We start from the raw sequence: 22,416 nt of genomic DNA on the forward strand, positions 1-22,416 counted from the left end.
CCGGCCCTCCTTATTCAGCCGGGACCGCGACGGTCAGGCTGGCCTCTTTGGCCGGCGCTTTCCGTACAGTCATCCACAGGTTGTAGCACATGATCAGCGAGCCAGCGACGAACATCACGCCACCTAGCGCACGCACCACATACATCGGGAACTTCGCGGCAACGGTGTCAGCGAACGAATTCACCAGGAAGCCATTGGCATCCACTTCACGCCACATCAGGCCTTCCATGATACCGGTGACCCACATCGACGCCGCGTAGAGAACGATGCCAATGGTGGCGAGCCAGAAGTGCCAGCTGACCAGCTGCAGCGAGTAAAGACGCTCACGCTTCCACAGAACAGGGACCAGGAAGTAAAGAGCACCAAAGGTGATCATTCCGTTCCAGCCCAGCGCGCCCGAATGTACGTGACCGATAGTCCAGTCGGTATAGTGGCTGAGGCTGTTCACAGCGCGGATCGACATCATCGGACCCTCGAACGTGGACATGCCGTAGAAGCCGACCGAAATCACCATCATCCGGATCACTGGGTCAGTGCGTAGTTTGTCCCATGCACCCGACAGGGTCATCAGACCGTTTATCATACCACCCCACGAAGGCATCCATAGGATCACCGAGAATACCATGCCAAGGGTCGAGGCCCAATCAGGCAGCGCGGTATAGTGCAGGTGGTGCGGACCGGCCCAGATATACAGGAAGATCAGCGCCCAGAAGTGGATGATCGACAGCTTGTAGCTGAATACTGGACGCTCAGCCTGTTTCGGGATGAAGTAGTACATCATACCCAGGAAACCGGCAGTCAGGAAGAAGCCCACGGCGTTGTGGCCATACCACCACTGGATCATGGCATCCTGAACACCAGACCAGACGATGACCGATTTCGATCCCCAGATGCTGACCGGGATGGTCATGTTGTTGACCAGGTGCAGCATGGCGACAGTCACGATAAAGGCCAGATAGAACCAGTTTGCCACGTAGATGTGCGGCTCTTTCCGCTTGATGATCGTGCCCAGATAAACAGCCAGGTAGGCAACCCAGACAACGGTCAGCCACAGGTCAACGTACCATTCAGGTTCGGCATATTCTTTCGATTGCGTTCCACCAAGTATATAACCGGTTGCCGCAAGCACGATGAACAGCTGATAGCCCCAGAACACGAACCATGCCAGGTTTCCACCCCAAAGTCGCGCAGCGCTGGTGCGCTGTACGACATAGAACGAAGTTGCGATCAACGCGTTACCGCCAAAGGCAAAGATAACCGCCGATGTATGTAACGGCCGCAGACGCCCGAAATTAAGATAGCCCTGCGCCCATTCGAAGTTCAGCGCCGGAAAGGCTAGCTGGAACGCAATAAAAGTCCCCGCCAGGAACCCGACTACCCCCCAGAATGCGGTTGCGATCACACCGTAGCGGATCACGTCATCCATATACTCACCAGAGCGGTCGACGAGGATATCTGGCTCTTCCGTGTTTCTAAGCGTCCAGATGAACAGACCGCCGGCGATCAACATCACCAGAATCGCGTGCACCTGATACGCCAAATCCCGTGCGTAGTTAGAGCCGATGGCTGCGAACAGCACCACCAGCCCAAGCACGATCAGCTTGATGTAATTTGACATATTGCGTCCCTTTGCCATGCCTCGCGCGATTCTTCGTGTCACGCGAAACCTTTTTGACTGCATGCTGTAATGCAGCGAGGTCGCCTTTGACGCTTTGATCTGCATCAAGACAAGCCCCTGTTTTCTGTGAGAGGTATTTTGCAGAAACAGACACGCGCTGGCAACGGACAGCGCCGGAAACATGAGGTCGACATGGCATTTAAATCTCTTCTTACGGTCATGACGGAAACCAAGCTTTCTCAGAACGCACTGGCACAAATGGTGGCATTGGCAGAAGGGCAGGACGCCCATGTCGAAGCGTTGTGTCTTGGCGTCGATCGCAGTCAGACCGGTTATTATTATGCCGGTGCAAACGCTTTGATCCTGCAGGAGACCCTGAGCCGCGCCAATGCCGAGGCGGACGAGATACTCGCCTACGCTCAGGATTATCTGGGTAAGTCGGGCGTGCGCTGGTCCGCTGAAAACGGGGTAGCTCAGATCGCTGATCTCGGGCGACATGTCGCACGCCGCGCACGCTTTTCGGATCTCGTGGTATTGCCCCGACCTTATGGAAAAGACCGCGACGCAGAAGCGGAACCCATCGTCGAGGCCGCCATGTTCGAAGGCCATTCGCCGGTGCTATTGGTGCCCGATGATAACAAACCGATTTCGGCCCCTAAAACCGTCATGGTGGGCTGGAACGAAAGCGTCGAAGCGATGCGCGCCATCCGTCGCGCGTTGCCATTCTTGAAGCAGGCCGAACTCACACGGATTGTTGTGATTGATCCACCGCGTCATGGGCCGGATCGATCGGACCCGGGCGGTCTGCTATCTCAGATGCTGGCGCGACATGGGGTGAAGTGCGAAATCGACGTGCTCAGCAAGACCATGACGCGCGTCTCGGACATCCTCAATCGCCACGCTGCCGATACCGAGGCCGATATGATCGTTATGGGGGCCTATGGCCATTCGCGCTTTCGCGAGGCCATTTTGGGCGGTGCGACCCGCAATATGCTGGAGCAATCAGAAATCCCCGTGTTTCTGGCCCACTGACGACGCCAACAAACGCAAAAGCCGTCCGACTCTGGTGCGGCTTTATGTCTTGCGGATCAGGCCGATCAGGAACAGCAGGATCACCGCGCCGATAGTGGCAAAGAAGATCGAAGAGATGAGCCCTCCGCCAACCGCAAAGCCCAGGGCGGGAAAGATCGTGCCCGCCAGAAACGCACCGACAATCCCGACTATAATATTCCCGATCAGGCCGAACCCACGCCCTTCCATGATTTTTCCCGACAGCCAGCCAGCTATCGCGCCGATGAACAGCATGGCGAGTAAACCGCTAAATTCCATAAGGGACTCCCAATTGTTCGAGGGCGGCAGGCTGAGGCATCAGACCAGAAACCCGCCATCGGTATCGTCGCCCGCCTCTTCCATTAGGCGCCCCATATCGGGGATTGTTACATGGCGTTTACCTTCCAGAGTAATGACCTGATCTTTCTTCAAGGCGGAAATCTGCCGGCTGACAGTTTCCAGGGTCAGCCCAAGATAGTCGGCCATCGCCTCGCGCGTCAGTGGCAGGTCAAAGACAATCGGAGCTACCATTCCGGCTTGATGAATCGATGCGTCCCGGCGCGCGATGATCGAAAGCAGGCTGGCAATCTTTTCCCGCGCCGTCTTGCGCCCAAGCACCAGCATCCACTCACGGGCCGCATCCAATTCGTCCAGCGTCATTTCCAGCAGACGCTGCGAGATGTGCGGCGTTGTGATCATCATGTCTTCGAACGGCTTTTTGCGGAAACAGCACATCATCAGATCGGTGGTTGCAACCACGTCATAGGGCGCGTTGTCCCGTCCGGGGCGACCCACGAAATCGCTGGGCAGCAGCAGGCCGACCATTTGCCTGCGCCCATCCTCCATCGTCTGTGTCAAAGACGCGATTCCCGACACGACCGAGCCGACAAAATTCATCGGATCGCCGGACCAGATGATCGTCTGCCCCGCCTCAAAGCTGCGGTAGTACTTGATGTTCTCAAGCTCTTCCAGCTCGTCCTTTTCGCAATGCGCGCACACCGCACGATGCCGGATCGGGCATTCTGCGCAATTGGTGTGGTCGAATTGGGCCTTGAGTGTCATTCGCGCTTCCATTTGATTTCGGTCAAAGTACCCTGGGCCCTCCAGCTATAGTCATATCTTTATGACACTGAAACCTCAACTGGCACGGCTTGGACTTTTTGACGCGAAAGTACCGCGTTACACAAGCTATCCCACCGCACCCCACTTCAGCAATGACGTCGGGGCTGATCTGTTTAGCGACTGGATTTCCGGGATTGCTCCGGGCAGTTCAATCTCGCTTTACATCCACGTACCCTTTTGCCGTCGGCTGTGCTGGTTTTGCGCCTGCCGGACACAAGGCACCCAGACGGATAACCCGGTCATCGCCTATGTCGACGTGCTAAAGGCCGAGCTGGATTTGCTGGCGGCACGCCTGCCAGAGGGTGTTACATTGTCGCGGCTGCACTGGGGCGGCGGCACGCCGACGCTGTTGAATGCAGACCTGATGCGGGATCTGGCCGCGCGAATCCTTGAGATTGTGCCTCTAGGCCCAGACGCCGAGTTTTCCGTCGAGATCGATCCGAATGAGATCGACGAAGCCCGGCTGGATGCACTGGCCGAAGCCGGGATGAACCGCGCATCGATCGGCGTTCAGGATTTTGACGACGAAATCCAGAAAACCATCGGTCGCATTCAAAGCTATGACACCACCCGCGAAGCTGCCGAGATGATCCGCGCGCGTGGTATATTCAGCCTGAATGCGGACATCCTTTATGGCCTGCCCCACCAGACCAAGGCACGCATGACCGAAAGTGTGCAAAAGCTGTTGTCGCTGAACCCTGACCGGGTCGCACTCTATGGCTACGCGCATGTGCCGTGGATGGCCAAGCGCCAGCAGTTGATTCCATCAGATGCCCTGCCCACACCGGAACAGCGACTGGAACTTTTTGAAACCGCCCGGCGACTGTTCCTATGGGACAATTATGCCGAGATCGGGATCGACCACTTTGCAACGCAGGACGATGGGCTGACCCATGCGCTGCGCGCTGGTCGATTGAAACGGAATTTCCAGGGTTATACAGACGATCAAGCTCCTATTCTGATTGGCTTGGGTGCCAGCTCGATCTCACGCTTTCCGGAAGGATATGCGCAAAACGCACCGGCAACCTCGGCTCATACGAAGGCCATACGCGAAGGGCGGTTCTCGACGTCGCGCGGGCATTTGTTCAAAGATCAGGATGTTCTACGGTCTCGTCTGATCGAAGCATTGATGTGCGATTTTCAGATCAACTCGGCCGAGATTCTGCGCGATTATGACATTTCAACTGCGGAACTGCAGCAAATGTACGCAACGGCAAACGCGGCCTTCGACGGGTTGCTACGCGTGGATGAAAACGGATTGTTCATACCGCCCGAAGCACGTGCGCTGACCCGCATGATCGCGCGCAGCTTTGACACGTATGATCTGAGTAAGGCTGGGCATAGTTCCGCGATCTGAACACTCTTCGGCAGGTCGTTTTTCGCGACCTTCCCTTACAAACCGGCACGGGGGCTTGACGCATGCCTTCGGTTTTCTCCACACTCAAGGGGTGGAGAGACCCACCTCTTCACAGCCTGAGGCAGGCAAACGCAGACAGTTCTTGCCGACGCGCATGCGTTCGACAGCCCTTTTCGTGCAGCCATACTGCAACCTGAAAGAGGGACAGCACTCATGCGCGTTTTCACCGTCCTCGGCCCCAGCCAATCGGGCAAATCCACCTTGGTCGAAGCGATCAGCCGCCTCGACGGGCGGCCCACCACATTCGATGTTGCCGGAACCGTGCATCTGCACGGTTTTTCTTATTTAAACGAACCGTGGTGCGCGGTGGACGTAGACGGAGGCGGCGATGCGCTGGCCTATGTCGGCCCGGCCATGGCGATCTCGGACGCAGCAGTTGTGGTTGTTCCACCTGACCCCGATGCTGCCGTTCTGTGTGCCCCGTATCTGAGGTTGGTCGAAGAGGCGGGCATTCCCTGTTTTTTATTCATCAACCGCATGGACAGCCCCAACGGTCGCATCCGCGACATCGTTGCTGCACTGCAGACCTATTGCGCCCACCACATCGCTCTGCGGCAGGTGCCGATCCGCGACGGAGACACCATTATCGGCGCAGTCGATCTGATCTCGGAGCGCGCCTGGAAGTATCAGGAGGGGCAGCCCTCGGCCCTGATCGAGCTACCGCAATCAGCGGAAGACCGCGAACAGGAAGCACGCACTGAGTTGTTGGAGACCCTATCGGATTTCGATGACAATCTGCTGGAGCAACTGATCGAGGACAAACAGCCCCCCAGCGAGGAGGTCTACGAGCTGGCTGCACAGGTCTTGCAGAACCATCAGCTGATCCCGGCTTGTCTGGGTGCCGCGAGCCATGGCAACGGTCTGACCCGCTTGATGAAGGCGCTGCGCCATGAGGCACCGGAATTCAACATTGCAGCTGATCGGGATGAGGCCGAAGAAAACGCACGTGCCATCGCAGGCTTTGCAGATGTGAAGAAGCATATCGGTAAGATCACCGTATTGCGTGGTCTGGGCGACGGTGTGAAAGCTCATGAACCCCTTGGTGGCGAAACTGTTGGAAATCTGACAACCCTGGACGCCAAGACCCAGATCAGCGCGCTTGAAGCCGGACATATTGGCCTTGCTGTCAAATCCGACCACCTTAATCCTGGCTTCATCTATGACAGCGCGGCGGCAACGCCGTTGCCGGAATGGGCCTCATCCCATCCTGCCGCGCATCGTCAGGTCGTATCGCCTGCGCATGAGCGAGACGACGTGCGCCTGTCGAATGCGTTGACCCGACTGGTTGAAATCGACCCCGGCCTGCATCTGGAGCAAGACGAGCTGAGCGGTCATTCTATTCTGGGCTCACAAGGCCCGCAGCACATGCGCCGCGTGACCGCCAAACTCGCCGAAGATTTCGGCATCGAGATTGAGGCCGAAGCCGCCGGAACCGCCTATCGCGAGACCATCCGCACGAAGGTCGATCATCGCCACCGCCACCGCAAGCAATCCGGCGGTGCAGGTCAATTCGCTGATGTGGTGATCTCAATCGCGCCGCTGCCGCGCGGCTCGGGGTTTCAGTTCGAAGAAGTGGTCAAAGGCGGGGCCGTACCCCGGAACTACATTCCTTCGGTTGAACATGGGGCCAAGGACGCACTGGTTGAGGGGCCTGAAGGTTTCCCTGTGGTGGACGTCAAGGTGACGCTCAGCGACGGCAAGCACCATAACGTGGACAGTTCGGATTATGCCTTCCGCACCGCTGGCAAGAACGCAGTACGTGAAGCGCTGCCCGAGGCGAAACCCGTCGTCTTGCAACCGATCCTGAATGCCGAGATCCATCTGCCTTCAACCTTCGTCGGTGACCTGGTCCCCACGATCAGTTCCTTGCAGGGTCAGGTGCTAGGTTTCGAAGGCAATCCCAACGTTTCAGGCTGGGAAATCTTCAATGCGACACTCCCCGCCGTTGCCGAGGATGAACTGCACCGAACCCTCGCCAGCGCCACCCGAGGCACCGGTTGGGTCAAACTACAATTCGATCACTATGAAGAGCTACGCGGCCCCGTTCCCGCGTCAGCCAAAAACAAGGAAATAGCCTGACATCAAAGGCGCGGGCTGCGTGTCAGCCCGCCGCCGCAATCAGCTCGCGGGTATAGTCGGTCTGAGCGTGTTCGAACAAATCTTCAGCAGCGCCCATTTCGACCACATCACCGTTTCGCATGACGATTACGTTATGTGACATCGCGCGCACGACCTTCAGGTCGTGGCTGATAAACAGGTAGGCCAGCCCGTACTTCCTTTGCAGCTCACGCAGCAGGTCAACGATCTGCACCTGCACGGTCATATCCAGCGCGCTTGTAGGCTCGTCCAGAACCAGCAGCTTGGGCCGCAACACCATGGCGCGGGCGATGGCGATCCGCTGGCGTTGCCCGCCGGAAAACTCATGCGGATAACGGTCCATCGCAGAGGGGTCCAATCCGACCTCGTTCATCACTTCGGCCACCAGATCGCGCGGGGCGCGATGAGGATCGACCTTATGGATGGCCAGCCCCTCGGCGATGATCTGCATGCAGGTCATCCGTGGGCTGAGGCTGCCGAACGGATCCTGAAATACGATCTGCATGTCCTTGCGCAATCGCCGCAACTCGCGCGTTGACCAGCGGCGCACATTCTGGTCGCGGAAAGTGATCCCGCCCTCGGACGCGATCAGACGCATGATCGCCAGCGCCAGCGTCGTCTTGCCCGAGCCGCTCTCCCCCACGATCCCAAGCGTTTCCCCGGCACGGACGCTGAGGGTCGCGTCGTTGACGGCCTTCACATAGCCTACGGTCCGTTTCAGGAAACCGCGCTGGATCGGGAACCAGACTTTCAGGTGATCGGTGCGGGCTACCTCTTCGGCATCCGGGGCCACCGGGTCGGGGTGCCCGGACGGCTCGGCCTCCAGAAGCTTGCGAGTATAGGGGTGTTGCGGGTTGTCGAAAATCTCCGTTGTCACTCCGGCTTCGACGATTTCACCGTCCTTCATCACGCAAACCCGGTCGGCGATGCGGCGGACGATGCCAAGGTCATGGGTGATGAACAACATCCCCATGTTCTCGGACTTTTGCAGTTCGGCCAGCAACTCCAGAATCTGCGCCTGGATGGTGACGTCCAGCGCCGTTGTCGGCTCATCCGCGATTAAAATGTCCGGCTTGTTCGCCAACGCCATCGCGATCATCACGCGTTGACGCTGCCCGCCGGACAACTGGTGCGGATAGCTGTCGAGCCGTTCCTCGGGGTCTCGGATGCCGACCTTGGTCAGCAGTTCTACAATCCGTTCCCGCGCCTCATCGCCGGTAACGCCCTGATGCAGAGCCAGCGATTCCGCCATCTGTTTCTGGATCGTGTGCAGCGGGTTGAGCGAGGTCATCGGCTCCTGAAAGATGAAACTAATGTCGTTGCCGCGCACGTCCATCAACCTGTCTTCGGACGCGCCGATCATCTCTTGCCCTTCATAAGTGACCGAGCCTTCGACAATTGCGCTATCACCCAGCAGCGACACAGTGCTCAACGCCGTCACGGATTTGCCCGAGCCGGATTCGCCCACCAAAGCCACCGTTTCACCCCGGTCGACGGTAAAGGACACGCCTTTGACTGCCGCACTCACCTGCCCGTCCTGCCGAAACGAGACCTTGAGGTTGTTCACATCCAAAAGGCTCATGAGAAGGTCTTTCTGGGATCAAACGCATCGCGGACGCCTTCAAAAATGAAGACCAACAGCGACAGCATGATGGCAAAGGTGAAGAAGGCAGTGAAGGCCAGCCACGGTGCCTGAAGGTTCTGTTTCGCCTGCAAAGTCAACTCTCCAAGCGACGGTGCTGAAGACGGCAAACCGAAGCCAAGGAAATCCAGCGAAGCCAGCCCACCGATGGTTCCAGTCACGATGAACGGCATGAAGGTCAGCGTGGCGACCATCGCATTAGGCAGCATGTGGCGAAACATGATCGTCATGTTACCCACGCCCAGCGCCCGCGCGGCACGGACATACTCCAAATTTCGTGCCCGCAGGAATTCAGCGCGCACGACGCCCACCAGTCCGGTCCAACTGAACAGGATCATCAGAATCACCAAGAGCCAGAAACTTCGCCCAAGAATCGCGAACATGATGATAATGACATAAAGCGAGGGTGTCGCCGACCAGATCTCGATAATACGTTGGAAGATCAGATCCAGCCAACCGCCAAAGAACCCCTGAATGGCCCCAGCAAAAATGCCGATCAAACTGGCCACACCGGTGACGAGTAAAGTGAACAGGATCGACAGGCGGAAGCCATAGATGACACGAGCTAGCACATCTCGCTTGGTGTCGTCAGTGCCGAGCAGATTCTGACCATTGGGCGGCAGCGGTGCAGCGCCCGGGCGGTCCACGCTGGTGTTGAAGGAATACGGGATTGGAGGCCAGATGGCCCAGCCTCGCTCAAACCCATCCGCTTCGAACGTGCCCGCCTTGATTTCGTCGATAATACCTTCGGGGTCGTCGAAGCACTGATCCAATCCGCCGCTATCGATCAGGCACATGACCTCGGGGTCGCGATAGATCGCCTCGGTCTGGAAATCACCGCCGAACTCAGTCTCGGCGTAAAAGTTGAAGACAGGCGTGTAGATTTCACCCCGGTACTTTACCAGGATCGGTTTGTCGTTGGCGATGAACTCGGCAAACAGCGATAGGCCGAACAACACCGAGAAGATGATCAGCGACCAGAACGCCCTGCCATTGCGCCGGAAGTTGCGCCAACGGCGCTGATTGAGAGGGGAGAGTGCCATTTACCCCTCCCGCTTTTCGAAATCGATACGCGGGTCAACGAGCACATACATCAGATCGCTGATAATGCCGACGACCAGCCCCATCAGGCCAAATATGAAAAGCGTACCAAAAATTACCGGATAGTCGCGCGCCACTGCGGCCTCAAAGCCCAGACGCCCAAGACCATCGAGCGAGAAAATGGTTTCAATGATGATCGATCCACCGAAGAACACACCAATGAATACAGCAGGGAAACCTGCAATCACGATCAGCATCGCGTTGCGGAAGACATGACCATACAGCACCTTACTTTCACTCAAACCCTTGGCGCGAGCGGTCATCACGTACTGCTTCTTGATCTCATCCAGAAACGAGTTCTTGGTCAGCAGCGTCAGCGTTGCAAAGGCCGAGATGGTCAGCGCGATTATCGGCAAAGCGATGTGCCAGAAATAGTCAGTAATCTTCCCAAACAGGCTGAGGCTGTCCCAGTTGTCCGAGGTCAAACCCCGTAGCGGGAAAATCTGCCAGTAAGAGCCACCGGCGAACAACACCAGCAGCAGAATGGCAAACAGGAAACCGGGGATCGCATAGGCCACGATGATCGCACCGCTGGTCCAAGTATCAAAGCTCGACCCGTCCTTGATCGCCTTGCGGATACCTAGCGGGATCGAGACCAGATAGGCGATCAGCGTCGACCACAGACCCAGCGAAATAGACACCGGCATCTTTTCCAGCACCAGATCAATCACACTGATCGAGCGGAAATAGCTCTCGCCAAAATCCAGCGTCAGGTAGTTGCCCATCATGCCTAGAAAGCGTTCCAGTGGCGGTTTGTCGAAGCCAAACTCTTTTTCCAGTTCAGCAATGAATTCGGGCGGAAGGCCACGCGCACCGACGTATTTGTCATCAAAGGCACCACCTGCGGGCTCGGCCCCGGCTCCGGCATCGCCACCACCAGCGAACCCAGCAAAGACGTCGCCCTGCCCTTCGATCTGCGCGATGATCTGTTCAATGGGACCACCGGGCACGAACTGCACCAGCGTGAAGTTGACGATCATGATGCCCAGAAGGGTCGGAATGACCAGCAACAGGCGTCTTAGGATATAGGCGCCCATGTTATCGCAGCGCGCCTTTGGCTTTCAGGTCAGCCTCTTTCTCGGGGTTGATCCACCACAGATCGAGATACCCAAGCGAGAATGGAGGCAGGTTTTCAGGGTATTCGTACATGTCGTAATAAGCCGTCCAGTAATCCGCCACATACCCATCGGGAATGACGAAGAACTCATAACGCAAGACACGATCCAACGCCATCAGCGCAGCATCCTGTTCCGCCTGATTTGTCGTGTCGAATGACGCTTCGATCACAGCGTCAACAAGTGGGCTGGCAAGACCGGCAGGGTTGAACAAGCTAAACGCGGCTTCTTCCGATCCGTACATCTGACTGAGACCCCCGCCGGTCGACAGGAACGAGCCATAGCGGTTCGAATATACCATATCATAATCACGCTCACGCCGCCGCAGGGTGAATTGAGAAGGATCTACCTTCTCGGCCGAAGCATCCACACCGATCGACTGCAGGTTCTGCACATAGGTCTCGATCATGGTGGCGGTCGAGGTTGGAATGCTCGACGCATACGGAATATTGACCTTCAGCGTCTGCCCATCGGCATTGCGGCGCAGATTGCCGTCGCCGACGGGCCAACCAGCCTCGTCCAGCAGTTTCGAGGCTTGCCGCAAATTGCGACGGTCGTTCAACCGAGCTGGATTGGATTCGTGGACGACAAGCGCAGGCTCGCTGAACACCTCGGCCGGAACCACGTCACCCAGCGTTTCCAGAAACGCCAGTTCGGCACCCTCCGGCACGCCTGTCGCTTCAAGATGTGTCCCCTGCACGAATGAACTGCGCGGTGCGTTCAGACCGAACATCAGCGATTCATTTGCCCATTCGAAATTGAACGCCAGCGCCAGCGCTTTACGCACATTCTTGTCGGCAAATTGAGGCTTGCCCAGATTGAAAACGAAACCCGACGGCGTCGGCGGGCTACCATCCACGATCTCGTCCTGCACGACAAACCCTTCGCTGAGTTTCGGGAAATCGTAACTAGAGGCCCAGAGCTTGGGGTCACTTTCGATACGCATCGTGTATTCGCCCGCCTTGAACCCTTCGAAGGCGGCGGTTTGATCCGCGAAATACTCGATCCGGATAGTGTCGTAATTGTTGCGGCCTATGTTGATCGGCAGATCCTTGCCCCAATAATCGTCGCGACGCTTGTAGACAATACGGCGGTTGATGTCATAGCTGTCCAGTTTGTAAGGACCTGAACCAACGGCGACCTCCAGCCGCGGTTCGTCCAGACGACGGCTTTCATCGGCCTCGAACCAGGCTTTTGAAAATACCGGGGTCGACCCGACGGTTTCGATCAACCCGCGCCGGGTGACATCCGGACTAAAAGTAAATTTTACAGTGTGGTCATCCAGAGCTTCAGCCCCTGTAACCATGCGCCCGACGGCTTGCGCATAAGACGGCAAACCCTGCTCAATGAACAAACGATGACTATAGACGACGTCTTCGGCAGTCACCGGGGTGCCATCCCAGAACATAGCTTCGGGGCGCAGATTGAAGATCACATAATTGCGCCCTTCGTCATATTCCATACTTTCCGCAACAACCCCATAATACTGCCCGACACTATCCGCGGTGCTTTCGATCAGCGGGTCATATTGAAGCGTAGTCAAAGCGCCTGCCCGCCCCTTGCGCGAATAAGGGTTCAGGGAATCAAACGTACCTGAGCCCGCCAAAGACAGCTCTCCGCCCTTTGGTGCGTCTGGGTTGACGTAGTTCAAGTACGGATAGTCGGCCGGATAATCCAGATTTCCGAAATAGGAATACCCGTGGCTGCGCGTGACGCCCTCTTCATTGGCACGGGCAGGATCGCTGCTGCCCAGAACCAGTGTCGCCGAAATCCCCAAAGCCGCAGCCCAAGCGTGAATTCCGGTAAAGCGCATCTGGGGCAGAAGGGGTTTCATCAGGCTCGTCCTCTGAATTTCTGTCGTCTTCATTGTCGTGCCCGCCAGCTAAAGGTCCAGCACTGTCAGTTGCAAGTTTAGAATGCGTGAACGCTTTGTGAAGTTCTTCTCAGACAAAAAATAAAGCCGCTGCGCAAGGCAGCGGCTTTAAATCCTGCAAATCTGATCAACAGATCAGTTGCCGATGGTCTGCAGATACGCAATCAGATCGGCGCGTTCTTGTGGTTTTTTCAGGCCAGCAAAGCTCATCGAAGTGCCCGAGATATAGGCGCTTGGGCGTTCCAGGAACGCGTCCAGGGCTTCGGGTGTCCAGTTGCCGCCATGCGCCTGCATCGAGGCCGAATAACCGGTGAAGCCTTTTGCTGAGGCAACCGGGCGATCTACGACACCGTAAAGGTAAGGACCTGTACCATTGGCGCCGTCTTCCAGTTTGTGGCAAGCGGTGCACTTGCGGAATACGCGCGCGCCTTTTTCCGGATCGGCTGCAGCCAACATATCTTCAAAGACTACTTCTTCGCCGTCCGCGCTTTCGCCCGAGCTTTCGGTTTCGATAATGTAAGCAGCTTCGGCAAGATGGCTGTCAGAGCTATAGAGGACATCCGCCCCCCATTTTGCCAGAAGCAACACCAGGAAGGTGCCAAACAAGCCGGCTGCGGCTTTGGTAACTGTCATCGTGTCGAACATTTTGATCGCGTGTCCATTTCAGCTGTCTGCGGGGTGTCTAAGGCTTCCCCTGAGAAGACGCAAGGTATAGACACCGCGACTAAACGCCCAATTCAAGAACTTGTTGCACGGAAACGACCAAATGACCAATCGCATAGCATTTCAGGGAGAACCCGGCGCATACAGTCACGAAGCCTGCCGGAACGCGCGACCGGATATGGACGCCCTGCCCTGCCGCACTTTCGAAGATGTGATCGAATCAGTGCGCTCAGGTGAGGCTGATCTGGCCATGCTACCGGTGGAAAATACCACCTATGGTCGTGTGGCCGATATTCACCGCCTGCTTCCGCATAGCGGGCTGCACATCATCGACGAAGCATTTGTGCGCGTGCACATCAACCTGTTGGGCGTACCGGGCGCGACTCTGGAGGATATCACTGAGGCGCATTCCCACCTCGTCTTGCTACCACAATGCGCAGGTTTCCTGAGGCAACACGGAATTCGTGGCAGGGTCAGCCCGGATAATGCTCGTGCCGCACGCGAGGTCGCCGAGATCGGCGACAAACACTCCGCAGCGTTAGCCAGTGAGCTGGCAGGTGAGATTTACGGCCTCAACGTTTTGGCCCGTCACATTGAAGATCAGGGCGACAACACGACCCGTTTTCTGGTGATGTCTCGTGAGGCCGACGAATCGCGCCGTGGTGATCACGGCATGATCACAAGTTTTGTCTTTCAGGTGCGTAACATCCCGGCGGCGCTGTACAAAGCGATGGGCGGATTTGCAACCAACGGAATCAACATGACCAAGCTGGAAAGCTATATGGTCGACGGGTCCTTCACCGCGACCCAGTTCTATGCCGATATCGTGGGTCATCCAGGCGATCGAAATGTGCAACTGGCGATGGATGAGCTTGAGCATTTTACCACCAACGTAGAGGTCCTCGGCGTTTATCCGGCTGCGCAACCTCGTGGATAGTGCAGGTAATTGGCTCGCCCCTTCAAAGGAACGGCCTGGATAGGCGGGGCAGCTACGCTTGCACCTTAGAACAGTAATTAGAGTCCTTCGGTGCGACATACTGAAAGTGCGGCGGACTACGGGTTGGTCACTCCGGTCCCCATGCGAAAGACCTTGCATATCGCGCCATCCATCTGCCGGTACTCTCTGAATCCCATCGCCTCATAATAGCCAAGGCCGTCGGAATTATTGGCCCCGATCGTAGCATCGATAGCGGGCAATCCCTGCTGCCGAGCGGCTTGAAGAGAACGTTTGAACAGCGCCCGACCGATACCACATCGCGCAGCGGACGGTTTGATATGCGTCCCAATGATGCCCCACCCGACCGCAACGCCATACGGGTTGTTTCGGTTGGCAAGCTTCAACGACTGGAAACCCAGTATCTGTCCGTCCGGCGCAACGGCAAGGCTACACTGAATCCGCTCAGGGTCGCAGATGTAATGCGTCAGTGCAAAGGCGCTGTCGGCGGGCTTGGTCCGCTTTCCAGCCGCTACAAGCGCTGTTAGCACACCGGACAAGCCATCCGCATCGGCTTCGACAGCGTCGCGTATGATCGGTCTCGTTAAAGTGCTCATCTACTTCTCGGTTGTCAGACACCATGGAGGTGTCGTTCCTCCATATCGCGCGCGAATTCGCTGAGACGGGTCTGGAACTGCCGCCTGAATCGGGATTGCCCTAACTTCAGGGATTGAAGCAATAGGCGGGCGGGCAGCGTTTTCGCACCCAGCGATGTTTCAACGCGCAGCCGTGTCCGACGTTGGGAAAGCGCCAAAAGCTCGATCACCGTGTCGCCGTTCATTCCCTTGCTGCTGGACTGGAACCGCATCAAGGACGGGCGGTCGCATTCAGTCATCTCGATAATGATATGACGTGGCTTGCCACGTATCTTGAATTCGGTCTCCCAGGTTATTCCGGCCTGCGGCACAACCGACCCCGTGACCCGACGCACATCGACCCCGCGCCGCAAGGCTTTGCGTTCGAAGCGTTCAAAATCCGAGACCATGTTGAAGACCGTCTCGATTGGGACATCGATATCTTCCTGCGCTGAAAACTGCATGATTGCTTTTCTCTGCCCTAGATTGGGTTCAGTTTCTCGTCAGTCCAACGTGTCTGCAAGCCAGTGTTGCAACAAAAAGTGCGCAATCGCACCTTTTCGGGCAGGCAACAGCTTAGGGTGATCCCCAGCGAAGGCCTGCATCATCTCGGTCCGTGTGACCCAGATCGCATCCTCGATCTCGACCGGATCGATCTGGATATCGCGCGATAACGCCTCGCCTGCGCATCCAAACATCAGGGATGCGGGAAAGGGCCAGGGTTGGCTTGCGAGATAGCTCACCGCACCCACGGGCACGCCCGCCTCTTCCATCACTTCGCGCCGCACAGCGGCTTCCAGCGTTTCACCGGGCTCAACAAAACCAGCCAAAAGCGAATACATGCCTTCAGGCCAGCCCGGAGAGCGCCCCATCAGCACCGAATTGCCATGGGTAATCAACATGATGACCACAGGATCGGTGCGCGGGAAATGCTGGCCGCCGCAGGCCGGGCAACTGCGCTGCCATCCACCCTGAGACATCTCGCTGCGGGCACCACATCGGGCACAGAATTGATGCGTTTCGTGCCAGCCGATCACCGCCTTGGCGGTTGCCGCAATCTCTGCGTCTCGTGGGTTGAGGCGTGTCATGATGCGGCGCAGCTCGGCAAAGACACACCCCTCGGGCAGATCAGGGTGCTGCTGTTCGCTGCGGTCGACAAAATCTCCGACACCGGATAAATCCAGCCCTTCAGCCGCCCAGCCCGAGATGTCCATGGCAAAAAGCGGCGATCCATCCTCGGATTTTCCAAGGAAAATCGGTTGCTCGATCACACCGCCCGGGCCCTGTTCGAGAATCTTGTGCGTCATCGGAAGCCGGACGAGCCGGTCCAGTGCCTCACCCTCAACCAACAGTTTGCCGCGCCACAGCAACACACATGTTGCCAAAGGGTCACGATAAACCTGTGCCAGTTTGTCCGCGTCGCCGCGCAGCAAACCCGCCCGATCCAGTGCCGAGCCGCCAAATGTCACCTGTTCTGCGCGTTTCATGCCTGCCGTTCCTGACTGCCGCGCAAAGGGCTGCCACGTCTTACCTGATCGTGCAACGGGTATCGACCAAACATTTTCGACCCTGCCGCGGAATGACCGCAGCATCGCCCCGGAAATTGCATTAAATCGACCCCATGGTGAAAACGTTGGCACACTGACAGCTAGAAGTTGAAGATATTGAAATCAAAGCATTTAATGCGAAAACCAAGAGATGCAGATGATGGCGCACGGATTCGAATCCTTGCTACATCCGATCTACACATGCACCTGACGTCATATGATTACTATTCGGATCGCCCCGAACCTGCGATTGGTTTGACCCGTACCGCCAGCCTGATTCACGAGGCGCGCAGACAGGCTGAACGCGACGACGCCCTTGTGCTGTTGTTTGACAATGGTGATAGCCTGCAGGGAACGCCATTTGGCAACTGGGCAGCTGAAAACGTGCCAGACGCCCATCCCCTGCCACGCGCGTTCAACACGTTGAACTATGACGCGATCGGATTGGGTAATCACGATTTCGGATTTGGGCTGGAACTCGTCAATCGCATCGCTCGCCAAACCGCCTGCCCAATGATTTGCAGCAATATGCAAACCACTCAGACCGAACAAGGTTGGGATGCACACACGATTCTGCATCGGGTAGTCAGACTAAATGGACAGGACACCGCAATCCGCATCGGGGTTCTTTCTGTTTTGCCCTCTCAAACCGCACAGTGGGAAGCACATCTGCTAACGGACCGGGTCGTGGTAACAGACATTCTGGCCGCTGCGTGGCGCGCTGCTGAAGATCTCAGCGTGCAAGGTTGCGACCTGATTGTCGCCCTTGCGCATACCGGACTGGGATCGGCAATGGCCGAGCCGGATATGGAAAACGCGATCATCCCGCTGGCCGAGATGCCGCTGATTGATGCCGTCGTCGCAGGCCACACCCATCTGACACTGCCCGGAAAGGCGCATGATGGTTATCCATTCGTCGACAGTACGCGGGGGCTTGTGCATGGAACGCCGGTTGTCATGCAGGGTTGGGCCGGGTCTCATCTTGGGATCATTGATCTGACACTGCAAAAAGATACCACCGGCGATTGGCGCATTACAGGCAGCCATGTCGAAGCGCGGGCAATCGCTCAATCGGGCACAGAAATACCCGAATGCCAAAGGATCACAGAGCTGTTTGCGACCGGCCACGCTGCGACGCGCAAAAGGGTGACCAGGCCAGTGGGCGCAATCCCACACACGCTGCATAGCTACTTCTCATATTGCGTACCGGATCGCGGTCTGGCCTTGGTTGCGGCGGCTCAGGCCGCTGCCCTACGCCCGCATTTGGTCGATACCGACTGGGCAGATTTGCCTATCATATCGTCAGCCGCCCCGGCAAAGTTCGGCGGGCGCGCAGGAAGCAAGTACTACACGGATATCCCCTCAGGCGAGATTTCAGTTCGACATATCGCCGATCTCAGTGTCTTTCCTAATGAATTGCGCGCGGTGCTGGCCTCAGGTTCTCAGATTCGGGACTGGCTTGAGATGTCAGCCGGGCTGTTCCATCAACTTGGCTCAGACGCCCCGATCGATCTTGCCGATCCTCAGCGCACGGGCTTCAATTTCGATGTCCTGCACGGCGTTACCTACCAGATCGATCTTTCGCAACCGGCGCGGTTCGATACGCTCGGTCGAGTGATTGATCCGGCATTTTCCCGCATTCGCAACCTGAAATTCGATGGGCAGCCGATTGCGCCTGACCAGAGTTTCCTTGTCGCCACCAATAACTACCGCGCCAATGGCGGTGGTCATTTTCCAATTGCGCGACAAGCCCGTATGATTGACCTGCCTCAGATCAGCATACAGGATATTCTATGCAAATACGTCGCGGGCACATTGCCCGCCGACCCACTCGCGCATGCACCGCGCCCCTTTTCTTTTGTACCAAACCAAAGGCAGGGCGCGATCCTGACAACGGGGCCGCGCGCGCTACACCATGTTGCAGAGCTTGCTGAGTATCATCCACGCATTCTGCCCGACGATGCGGATGGTTTCATGCGTATTCATCTGACCTTCTGACGGGTTGCCATTTTCAGGGGATGCACCTATATCGGCTTTGAGAGGTTGGCGCGGGCGAGCGCCTCGCCAACCTGGTCAGGTCCGGAAGGAAGCAGCCACAACGAGCCCCGCTTGGGTCGATGTCCAACCTCTCACTTAGAACCTATCAGCCGCAGGAGGGCGTTTATGATTGTAACAAAAACCCTTCGGGCAGACCGGTTCTGATCCTTTCCGATCAATTGACTGCCTGAACACGTCACCGGCGGATGCGCGATTGCCATTCGACGGGATTGCTGTTTCTGATCACAGGCAGACCAATGTTACTTTCCTTATCGGACCTCGGATGGTCCTCTCATTTCGCGGCTCAGCATACGGCTGATCCGTCACTTCTTCCGTATCGCATCTCGGCCGTACACCGGGATCGACTGATCGGGCTGAGCCCTGAAGGTGAATCGCCTTTGTTATCTCTGGATAAATCAACCGGCGCATATGCCGTTGGGGATTGGGTTCTGGCGGATGAAAACAAACGCATACGCCGCGTGCTGGCCCGGCGCAGCCTGCTGCAGCGCCGGGCCGCAGGTACAGGGGCAGCAGCGCAGCTGATCGCTGCAAATGTTGATGTGCTGTTCATCGTCAGTTCCTGCAACGCCGATTTCAATCTGCCACGTTTGGAGCGGTATCTTGCGCTGGCGCATCAGGCAGGCTGCTATCCGGTGGTCGTTCTGACCAAGTCGGACATGTGCGATGATCCGAGCCTTTATGTAGATCAGGCCCAATCGCTCGCCCCGTTTCTGACGGTACTTGCGGTCAACGCGCTGGATCACGGCGGTCTCGAACAAGTTCTGTCGTGGTGTCCGAAAGGACAAACCAGCGCCTTGCTTGGATCATCCGGCGTTGGGAAAACGACGCTCGCCAACGGGATGACGGGGCAGGATCAGGCCACCGCAGGTATTCGCGAAGACGATGCGCGCGGCAGGCACACAACAACGGCACGCGCCTTGCATCGCATGCGCAATGGCGGCTGGCTGATCGATACGCCCGGCATGCGCGCGTTACGTCTGCTAGATGCACAAGAGGGGTTGGATGAGGTGTTCTCGGACATCTCAGACCTCAGCCTGAATTGCCGCTTCTCGGATTGTCAGCACGAGACTGAGCCCGGATGTGCGGTACAGGCTGCAATTGACGCCGGCACACTTGATCCCGCGCGGCTGGACCGCTGGCGCAAGCTGCGGCGCGAAGACCAACACAATTCCGCTTCGGTGGCGCAGGCCCGCGCCCGCGACAAGGCGTTCGGCAAGATGGTGCGCAGCGTGATGCACGAGAAAAAATCCCGTAAAGGGCTATAACGAAGCTGGGCACCGGCCTACCGGTGCCCAGCGCTATCAGGCGATCAGCCTAGGCCAGACTGCCGCATTCCGTCTTGCGAATGCACCGATATGGCCGATCTTGGATACTCCGAATTCGCTTGGTGCAAGCAGATGGCGCCCGGCTTTGGGTCCATAGAGATCGGCAAGACGCCAGACAGCATCCGGCGGCACCATTTCATCATCTGCGAAGGTAAACAGATCGACACGTTTGCCCAAGTCTTCCCAGCGGGCGGCGGGCAGTGTCGTGCCGATCTCTGGCACATAGCTTTTGGGGGCGGTGCACCATTTGCGCCATTGCCAATAGACTTGGGCAGGCAGGTCCGATCCAAACCCGACCAACCGTCCGGGCAGGTAGCCAAGCGCCTTGACCACCAGCGGCGCGTGACCAAACCAGAACAACGCCGCCAAAGCGCGATAAGGCCAAGGGTGATCCGCCAGCGTTACCAGACCCGAACAGACACAGATCATCCTGTCAATCTGATCGATATCGGGTTGGATCGGGCCAAACATTCCGCCCAAGGAATGACCTATGCTCCATAGCTTGGCCTGCGGAAACCGTCGGCGCATCTCGGCCCGGGCGGCTGGAATGTCGATCAACGCCCAATCGGCCATGGTGACATTTGACCGCTTTTGTGAACCCACCAAAGAGTGACCAAAATCCCGGTAATCGTAAGTCAGGCAGGCCATGCCCTGTTCTTCGGCGAGCCACCGGGCGAAGTGCTGATAGTAATCCCTTGGCACCCCAGTCGCACCGTTTATGACGACCACCTTTTCGGGGTCGGCAACCGGACGGTAAAGCCGCGCCGACAACATTGCCGGGTCGGACGGGATCTGAAAATCCTCGGTCACAACCGCCTGCTGCGTGTCCAACATGGTGCCCTCCAATACCGACTGAACTGATCAGTTCACCCGAAGCGCCTCAAGTCAAGGTTGACGTGGCTGGACCGTACGTCACTTGCCTGACGCAATCTTCTTGACTCGGGCACGGCGCAGCCGATAGCCATGTCGCGATGGTTCTCGCGCCCAATCGGGCCGGGATGAAAAGGGAACACGGTGCGGTTCTGCCCGGATAAATCCGGAAAGAACCTAGTCCGAGACTGCCCCCGCAACTGTAAGCGGAGAGCAATGCCGAGATACCACTGGCCTTGAAGGTTGGGAAGGTCGGCAAAGCGATGACCCGCAAGTCAGGAGACCTGCCATCGGATGTAGAACCGAAACTCGGGCGGGGTGTCCGGGACGGGTTTGATCGTGCTCCGCAACGACCAACCTGTGCCACGCCCTTGCCTTGCGCGCGGAGGGCGCATTGATGATCTGGAAGACCAAAACACACGAATTCGCGGCGACCGTGTGCCAACGTACTGGCGCACCTTGCCCCGCATTGGCACAGATGGCGCGGGCTCTGACGCAGGCCATGTCCGCCACAAAACCGGTCACGAAAACTGAGTTTGAGATTGAAGGCACCATAGATCTGTCGCACTGCCCGGAAGGATGCACCGCCCGCTTTCGCGCCCAATGCGACCAGATACGCGTATTCTGCGGAACCGATCCTGAAATCGATACCGGCCGGCTGGATGACTACGCAGACATGATGTTCGGAACCGAGTACAGCAGCCTACCCGCAGACCTGCTAAGGAATCCTCCTTGCGCCATGCTTGAGGCTTCGCTTCTGGTGCAGCACAACGGTGGCGAAATCTCGCCACATTTTGGTGTCTAAGCCGTCAAACGGCTTGAACACGGGCCGGTTCAACGGCCCAAAGCATCTGGGCATTTGTCTCGACTGCGCAAGGACGCACCGTACGCAATCGCTTCAATGCCGTCTCAGGCCGTTCACCGCATTCAACCATCAGACGCAGAACCACCATCCCGGATCGGCCACAGCCACCACGGCAATGCACTAGCACACGGCCACCACCTGACAACGCCTGACGTGCGGTCGCGCCAACGCGGGGCCAGCGCTCCACAATCTCCTTGGGTGGCGTGCCAAAATCTTCGATCGGCAAATGCACCCATCTGCTGGCACGCCCCTGAATATCAGCGCCAAAATTCCGCGAGCCATCTTGAATCATCTCAACCTCAGTCGTCATCGAGATCACAAGCCCGGGCTTCCAGTCTGCGATAAGATCAAGGTCTTCTGTATACGTTCCTCCACGCCCAGGCATCGAGGACAAGGCCAAGGTGCCTCCGCCAACCTGCAACGCATAAACCACCAGTTGCGACATTATCTCCCCCCAAACAAACTTCACCCAACATCATACTGG

The 22,416-nt window shown here is 57.4% G+C and carries 20 protein-coding genes, 1 other RNA gene and 1 riboswitch; of the genes, 8 read left to right on the forward strand and 13 right to left on the reverse strand.

Translation table 11 applies throughout. The features are described 5' to 3' along the window. Positions 1-10: 10 nt before the first annotated feature. Entirely contained in the window at positions 11-1,618 is a 1,608-nt protein-coding gene (gene ccoN, locus AC2TEM_RS18020; protein ID WP_170398630.1) for a cytochrome-c oxidase, cbb3-type subunit I, read from the reverse strand. Between the two features lie 192 nt (positions 1,619-1,810). On the opposite strand from ccoN, the gene AC2TEM_RS18025 reads away from it, so the two are divergent. After that, positions 1,811-2,650, forward strand: a complete 840-nt coding sequence (locus tag AC2TEM_RS18025) for a universal stress protein (protein ID WP_170398633.1) — start codon at positions 1,811-1,813, stop codon at positions 2,648-2,650. Positions 2,651-2,692: 42 nt separating this feature from the next. Here the strand turns inward: AC2TEM_RS18025 and AC2TEM_RS18030 are convergent, their stop codons facing one another. Together AC2TEM_RS18030 and fnrL are read right to left on the reverse strand one after the other, a co-directional pair. Further along, on the reverse strand, positions 2,693-2,947 hold the full coding sequence (locus AC2TEM_RS18030; RefSeq protein ID WP_170398637.1) for a GlsB/YeaQ/YmgE family stress response membrane protein: 255 nt from the start codon (positions 2,945-2,947) through the stop codon (positions 2,693-2,695). Between the two features lie 39 nt (positions 2,948-2,986). After that, positions 2,987-3,730: a transcriptional regulator FnrL gene (gene fnrL / locus AC2TEM_RS18035; RefSeq protein ID WP_170406526.1), complete on the reverse strand. Its 744-nt coding sequence runs from the start codon at positions 3,728-3,730 to the stop codon at positions 2,987-2,989. 61 nt (positions 3,731-3,791) lie between these two features. Between fnrL and hemN the strand changes: the two genes are divergently transcribed. Together hemN and AC2TEM_RS18045 are read left to right on the forward strand one after the other, a co-directional pair. After that, the gene (hemN, locus tag AC2TEM_RS18040; protein WP_170425755.1) at positions 3,792-5,147 is read left to right on the forward strand and encodes an oxygen-independent coproporphyrinogen III oxidase; all 1,356 of its coding nucleotides are present in this window, start codon (positions 3,792-3,794) and stop codon (positions 5,145-5,147) included. 213 nt (positions 5,148-5,360) lie between these two features. After that, positions 5,361-7,286, forward strand: a complete 1,926-nt coding sequence (locus AC2TEM_RS18045; RefSeq protein ID WP_170425757.1) for an elongation factor G — start codon at positions 5,361-5,363, stop codon at positions 7,284-7,286. 22 nt (positions 7,287-7,308) lie between these two features. Here AC2TEM_RS18045 and AC2TEM_RS18050 read toward each other — a convergent pair whose 3' ends face one another. The 5 genes from AC2TEM_RS18050 to AC2TEM_RS18070 all read right to left on the reverse strand — a co-directional run bounded on the left by AC2TEM_RS18050 (position 7,309) and on the right by AC2TEM_RS18070 (position 13,680). Continuing rightward, positions 7,309-8,886, reverse strand: coding sequence for an ABC transporter ATP-binding protein (locus AC2TEM_RS18050; RefSeq protein ID WP_170425759.1), 1,578 nt, complete (start codon positions 8,884-8,886; stop codon positions 7,309-7,311). Then, positions 8,883-9,989, reverse strand: coding sequence for an ABC transporter permease (locus AC2TEM_RS18055; protein WP_170398652.1), 1,107 nt, complete (start codon positions 9,987-9,989; stop codon positions 8,883-8,885). Before AC2TEM_RS18055 ends, AC2TEM_RS18050 begins: the two co-directional genes overlap by 4 nt. After that, positions 9,990-11,084 (reverse strand): microcin C ABC transporter permease YejB, encoded by a 1,095-nt coding sequence (locus AC2TEM_RS18060; protein ID WP_170398655.1) that lies wholly within the window; start codon positions 11,082-11,084, stop codon positions 9,990-9,992. 1 nt (position 11,085) lies between these two features. After that, complete coding sequence (locus AC2TEM_RS18065; RefSeq protein WP_170398657.1) at positions 11,086-12,996, reverse strand: extracellular solute-binding protein; 1,911 nt, start codon at positions 12,994-12,996, stop codon at positions 11,086-11,088. A 174-nt stretch (positions 12,997-13,170) separates the two neighbouring features. Beyond that, positions 13,171-13,680, reverse strand: a complete 510-nt coding sequence (locus AC2TEM_RS18070; RefSeq protein ID WP_170398660.1) for a c-type cytochrome — start codon at positions 13,678-13,680, stop codon at positions 13,171-13,173. A 121-nt stretch (positions 13,681-13,801) separates the two neighbouring features. On the opposite strand from AC2TEM_RS18070, the gene AC2TEM_RS18075 reads away from it, so the two are divergent. Further along, positions 13,802-14,635 carry a prephenate dehydratase gene (locus AC2TEM_RS18075; RefSeq protein ID WP_170425761.1) on the forward strand — a complete coding sequence of 278 codons (834 nt, stop codon included), beginning with the start codon at positions 13,802-13,804 and terminating at the stop codon, positions 14,633-14,635. A 116-nt stretch (positions 14,636-14,751) separates the two neighbouring features. Here AC2TEM_RS18075 and AC2TEM_RS18080 read toward each other — a convergent pair whose 3' ends face one another. Genes AC2TEM_RS18080 through nudC form a run of 3 tightly spaced genes read right to left on the reverse strand, consistent with a single transcriptional unit; the run spans position 14,752 to position 16,754 of the window. Continuing rightward, positions 14,752-15,249 (reverse strand): GNAT family N-acetyltransferase, encoded by a 498-nt coding sequence (locus tag AC2TEM_RS18080; protein WP_170425763.1) that lies wholly within the window; start codon positions 15,247-15,249, stop codon positions 14,752-14,754. A gap of 14 nt (positions 15,250-15,263) precedes the next feature. Further along, positions 15,264-15,731 (reverse strand): SRPBCC family protein, encoded by a 468-nt coding sequence (locus AC2TEM_RS18085; RefSeq protein ID WP_170406543.1) that lies wholly within the window; start codon positions 15,729-15,731, stop codon positions 15,264-15,266. 39 nt (positions 15,732-15,770) lie between these two features. Beyond that, positions 15,771-16,754, reverse strand: a complete 984-nt coding sequence (nudC, locus tag AC2TEM_RS18090; RefSeq protein ID WP_170425765.1) for an NAD(+) diphosphatase — start codon at positions 16,752-16,754, stop codon at positions 15,771-15,773. A gap of 195 nt (positions 16,755-16,949) precedes the next feature. On the opposite strand from nudC, the gene AC2TEM_RS18095 reads away from it, so the two are divergent. The 3 genes from AC2TEM_RS18095 to rsgA all read left to right on the forward strand — a co-directional run bounded on the left by AC2TEM_RS18095 (position 16,950) and on the right by rsgA (position 20,137). After that, the gene (locus AC2TEM_RS18095) at positions 16,950-18,812 is read left to right on the forward strand and encodes a bifunctional 2',3'-cyclic-nucleotide 2'-phosphodiesterase/3'-nucleotidase (RefSeq protein ID WP_170425767.1); all 1,863 of its coding nucleotides are present in this window, start codon (positions 16,950-16,952) and stop codon (positions 18,810-18,812) included. Positions 18,813-18,850: 38 nt separating this feature from the next. Then, an RNA gene (ffs, locus tag AC2TEM_RS18100) (signal recognition particle sRNA small type) lies at positions 18,851-18,949 on the forward strand. Positions 18,950-19,108: 159 nt separating this feature from the next. Then, positions 19,109-20,137: a ribosome small subunit-dependent GTPase A gene (gene rsgA / locus AC2TEM_RS18105; protein WP_170425769.1), complete on the forward strand. Its 1,029-nt coding sequence runs from the start codon at positions 19,109-19,111 to the stop codon at positions 20,135-20,137. 36 nt (positions 20,138-20,173) lie between these two features. On the opposite strand, the gene AC2TEM_RS18110 is transcribed toward rsgA, so the two are convergent. After that, positions 20,174-21,031, reverse strand: coding sequence for an alpha/beta fold hydrolase (locus tag AC2TEM_RS18110; protein WP_170425771.1), 858 nt, complete (start codon positions 21,029-21,031; stop codon positions 20,174-20,176). Positions 21,032-21,152: 121 nt separating this feature from the next. After that, a riboswitch (cobalamin riboswitch) is annotated at positions 21,153-21,373 on the forward strand. Positions 21,374-21,464: 91 nt separating this feature from the next. On the opposite strand from AC2TEM_RS18110, the gene AC2TEM_RS18115 reads away from it, so the two are divergent. After that, a complete protein-coding gene (locus tag AC2TEM_RS18115) occupies positions 21,465-21,872 on the forward strand; it encodes a hypothetical protein (RefSeq protein WP_170425773.1) in 408 nt (135 codons plus the stop codon). Positions 21,873-21,876: 4 nt separating this feature from the next. Here the strand turns inward: AC2TEM_RS18115 and AC2TEM_RS18120 are convergent, their stop codons facing one another. After that, positions 21,877-22,377 (reverse strand): phosphatase domain-containing protein, encoded by a 501-nt coding sequence (locus AC2TEM_RS18120; protein ID WP_170425775.1) that lies wholly within the window; start codon positions 22,375-22,377, stop codon positions 21,877-21,879. Between the last annotated feature and the right edge of the window lie 39 nt (positions 22,378-22,416).

It is taken from the genome of Ruegeria sp. HKCCD3925, assembly GCF_057221175.1.

Bases quoted from the DNA above. Each gene is read 5' to 3' on its own strand.
- fnrL (WP_170406526.1), bottom strand. From the start codon at position 3,730: ATGACACTCAAGGCCCAATTCGACCACACCAATTGCGCAGAATGCCCG.
- AC2TEM_RS18025 (WP_170398633.1), top strand. From the start codon at position 1,811: ATGGCATTTAAATCTCTTCTTACGGTCATGACGGAAACCAAGCTTTCT.
- AC2TEM_RS18055 (WP_170398652.1), bottom strand. From the start codon at position 9,989: ATGGCACTCTCCCCTCTCAATCAGCGCCGTTGGCGCAACTTCCGGCGC.
- rsgA (WP_170425769.1), top strand. From the start codon at position 19,109: ATGTTACTTTCCTTATCGGACCTCGGATGGTCCTCTCATTTCGCGGCT.
- nudC (WP_170425765.1), bottom strand. From the start codon at position 16,754: ATGAAACGCGCAGAACAGGTGACATTTGGCGGCTCGGCACTGGATCGG.
- AC2TEM_RS18115 (WP_170425773.1), top strand. From the start codon at position 21,465: ATGATCTGGAAGACCAAAACACACGAATTCGCGGCGACCGTGTGCCAA.
- AC2TEM_RS18070 (WP_170398660.1), bottom strand. From the start codon at position 13,680: ATGTTCGACACGATGACAGTTACCAAAGCCGCAGCCGGCTTGTTTGGC.
- AC2TEM_RS18095 (WP_170425767.1), top strand. From the start codon at position 16,950: ATGCGAAAACCAAGAGATGCAGATGATGGCGCACGGATTCGAATCCTT.
- AC2TEM_RS18075 (WP_170425761.1), top strand. From the start codon at position 13,802: ATGACCAATCGCATAGCATTTCAGGGAGAACCCGGCGCATACAGTCAC.
- AC2TEM_RS18110 (WP_170425771.1), bottom strand. From the start codon at position 21,031: ATGTTGGACACGCAGCAGGCGGTTGTGACCGAGGATTTTCAGATCCCG.
- AC2TEM_RS18080 (WP_170425763.1), bottom strand. From the start codon at position 15,249: ATGAGCACTTTAACGAGACCGATCATACGCGACGCTGTCGAAGCCGAT.
- ccoN (WP_170398630.1), bottom strand. From the start codon at position 1,618: ATGTCAAATTACATCAAGCTGATCGTGCTTGGGCTGGTGGTGCTGTTC.
- AC2TEM_RS18120 (WP_170425775.1), bottom strand. From the start codon at position 22,377: ATGTCGCAACTGGTGGTTTATGCGTTGCAGGTTGGCGGAGGCACCTTG.
- AC2TEM_RS18065 (WP_170398657.1), bottom strand. From the start codon at position 12,996: ATGAAACCCCTTCTGCCCCAGATGCGCTTTACCGGAATTCACGCTTGG.
- hemN (WP_170425755.1), top strand. From the start codon at position 3,792: ATGACACTGAAACCTCAACTGGCACGGCTTGGACTTTTTGACGCGAAA.
- AC2TEM_RS18050 (WP_170425759.1), bottom strand. From the start codon at position 8,886: ATGAGCCTTTTGGATGTGAACAACCTCAAGGTCTCGTTTCGGCAGGAC.
- AC2TEM_RS18085 (WP_170406543.1), bottom strand. From the start codon at position 15,731: ATGCAGTTTTCAGCGCAGGAAGATATCGATGTCCCAATCGAGACGGTC.
- AC2TEM_RS18045 (WP_170425757.1), top strand. From the start codon at position 5,361: ATGCGCGTTTTCACCGTCCTCGGCCCCAGCCAATCGGGCAAATCCACC.
- AC2TEM_RS18030 (WP_170398637.1), bottom strand. From the start codon at position 2,947: ATGGAATTTAGCGGTTTACTCGCCATGCTGTTCATCGGCGCGATAGCT.
- AC2TEM_RS18060 (WP_170398655.1), bottom strand. From the start codon at position 11,084: ATGGGCGCCTATATCCTAAGACGCCTGTTGCTGGTCATTCCGACCCTT.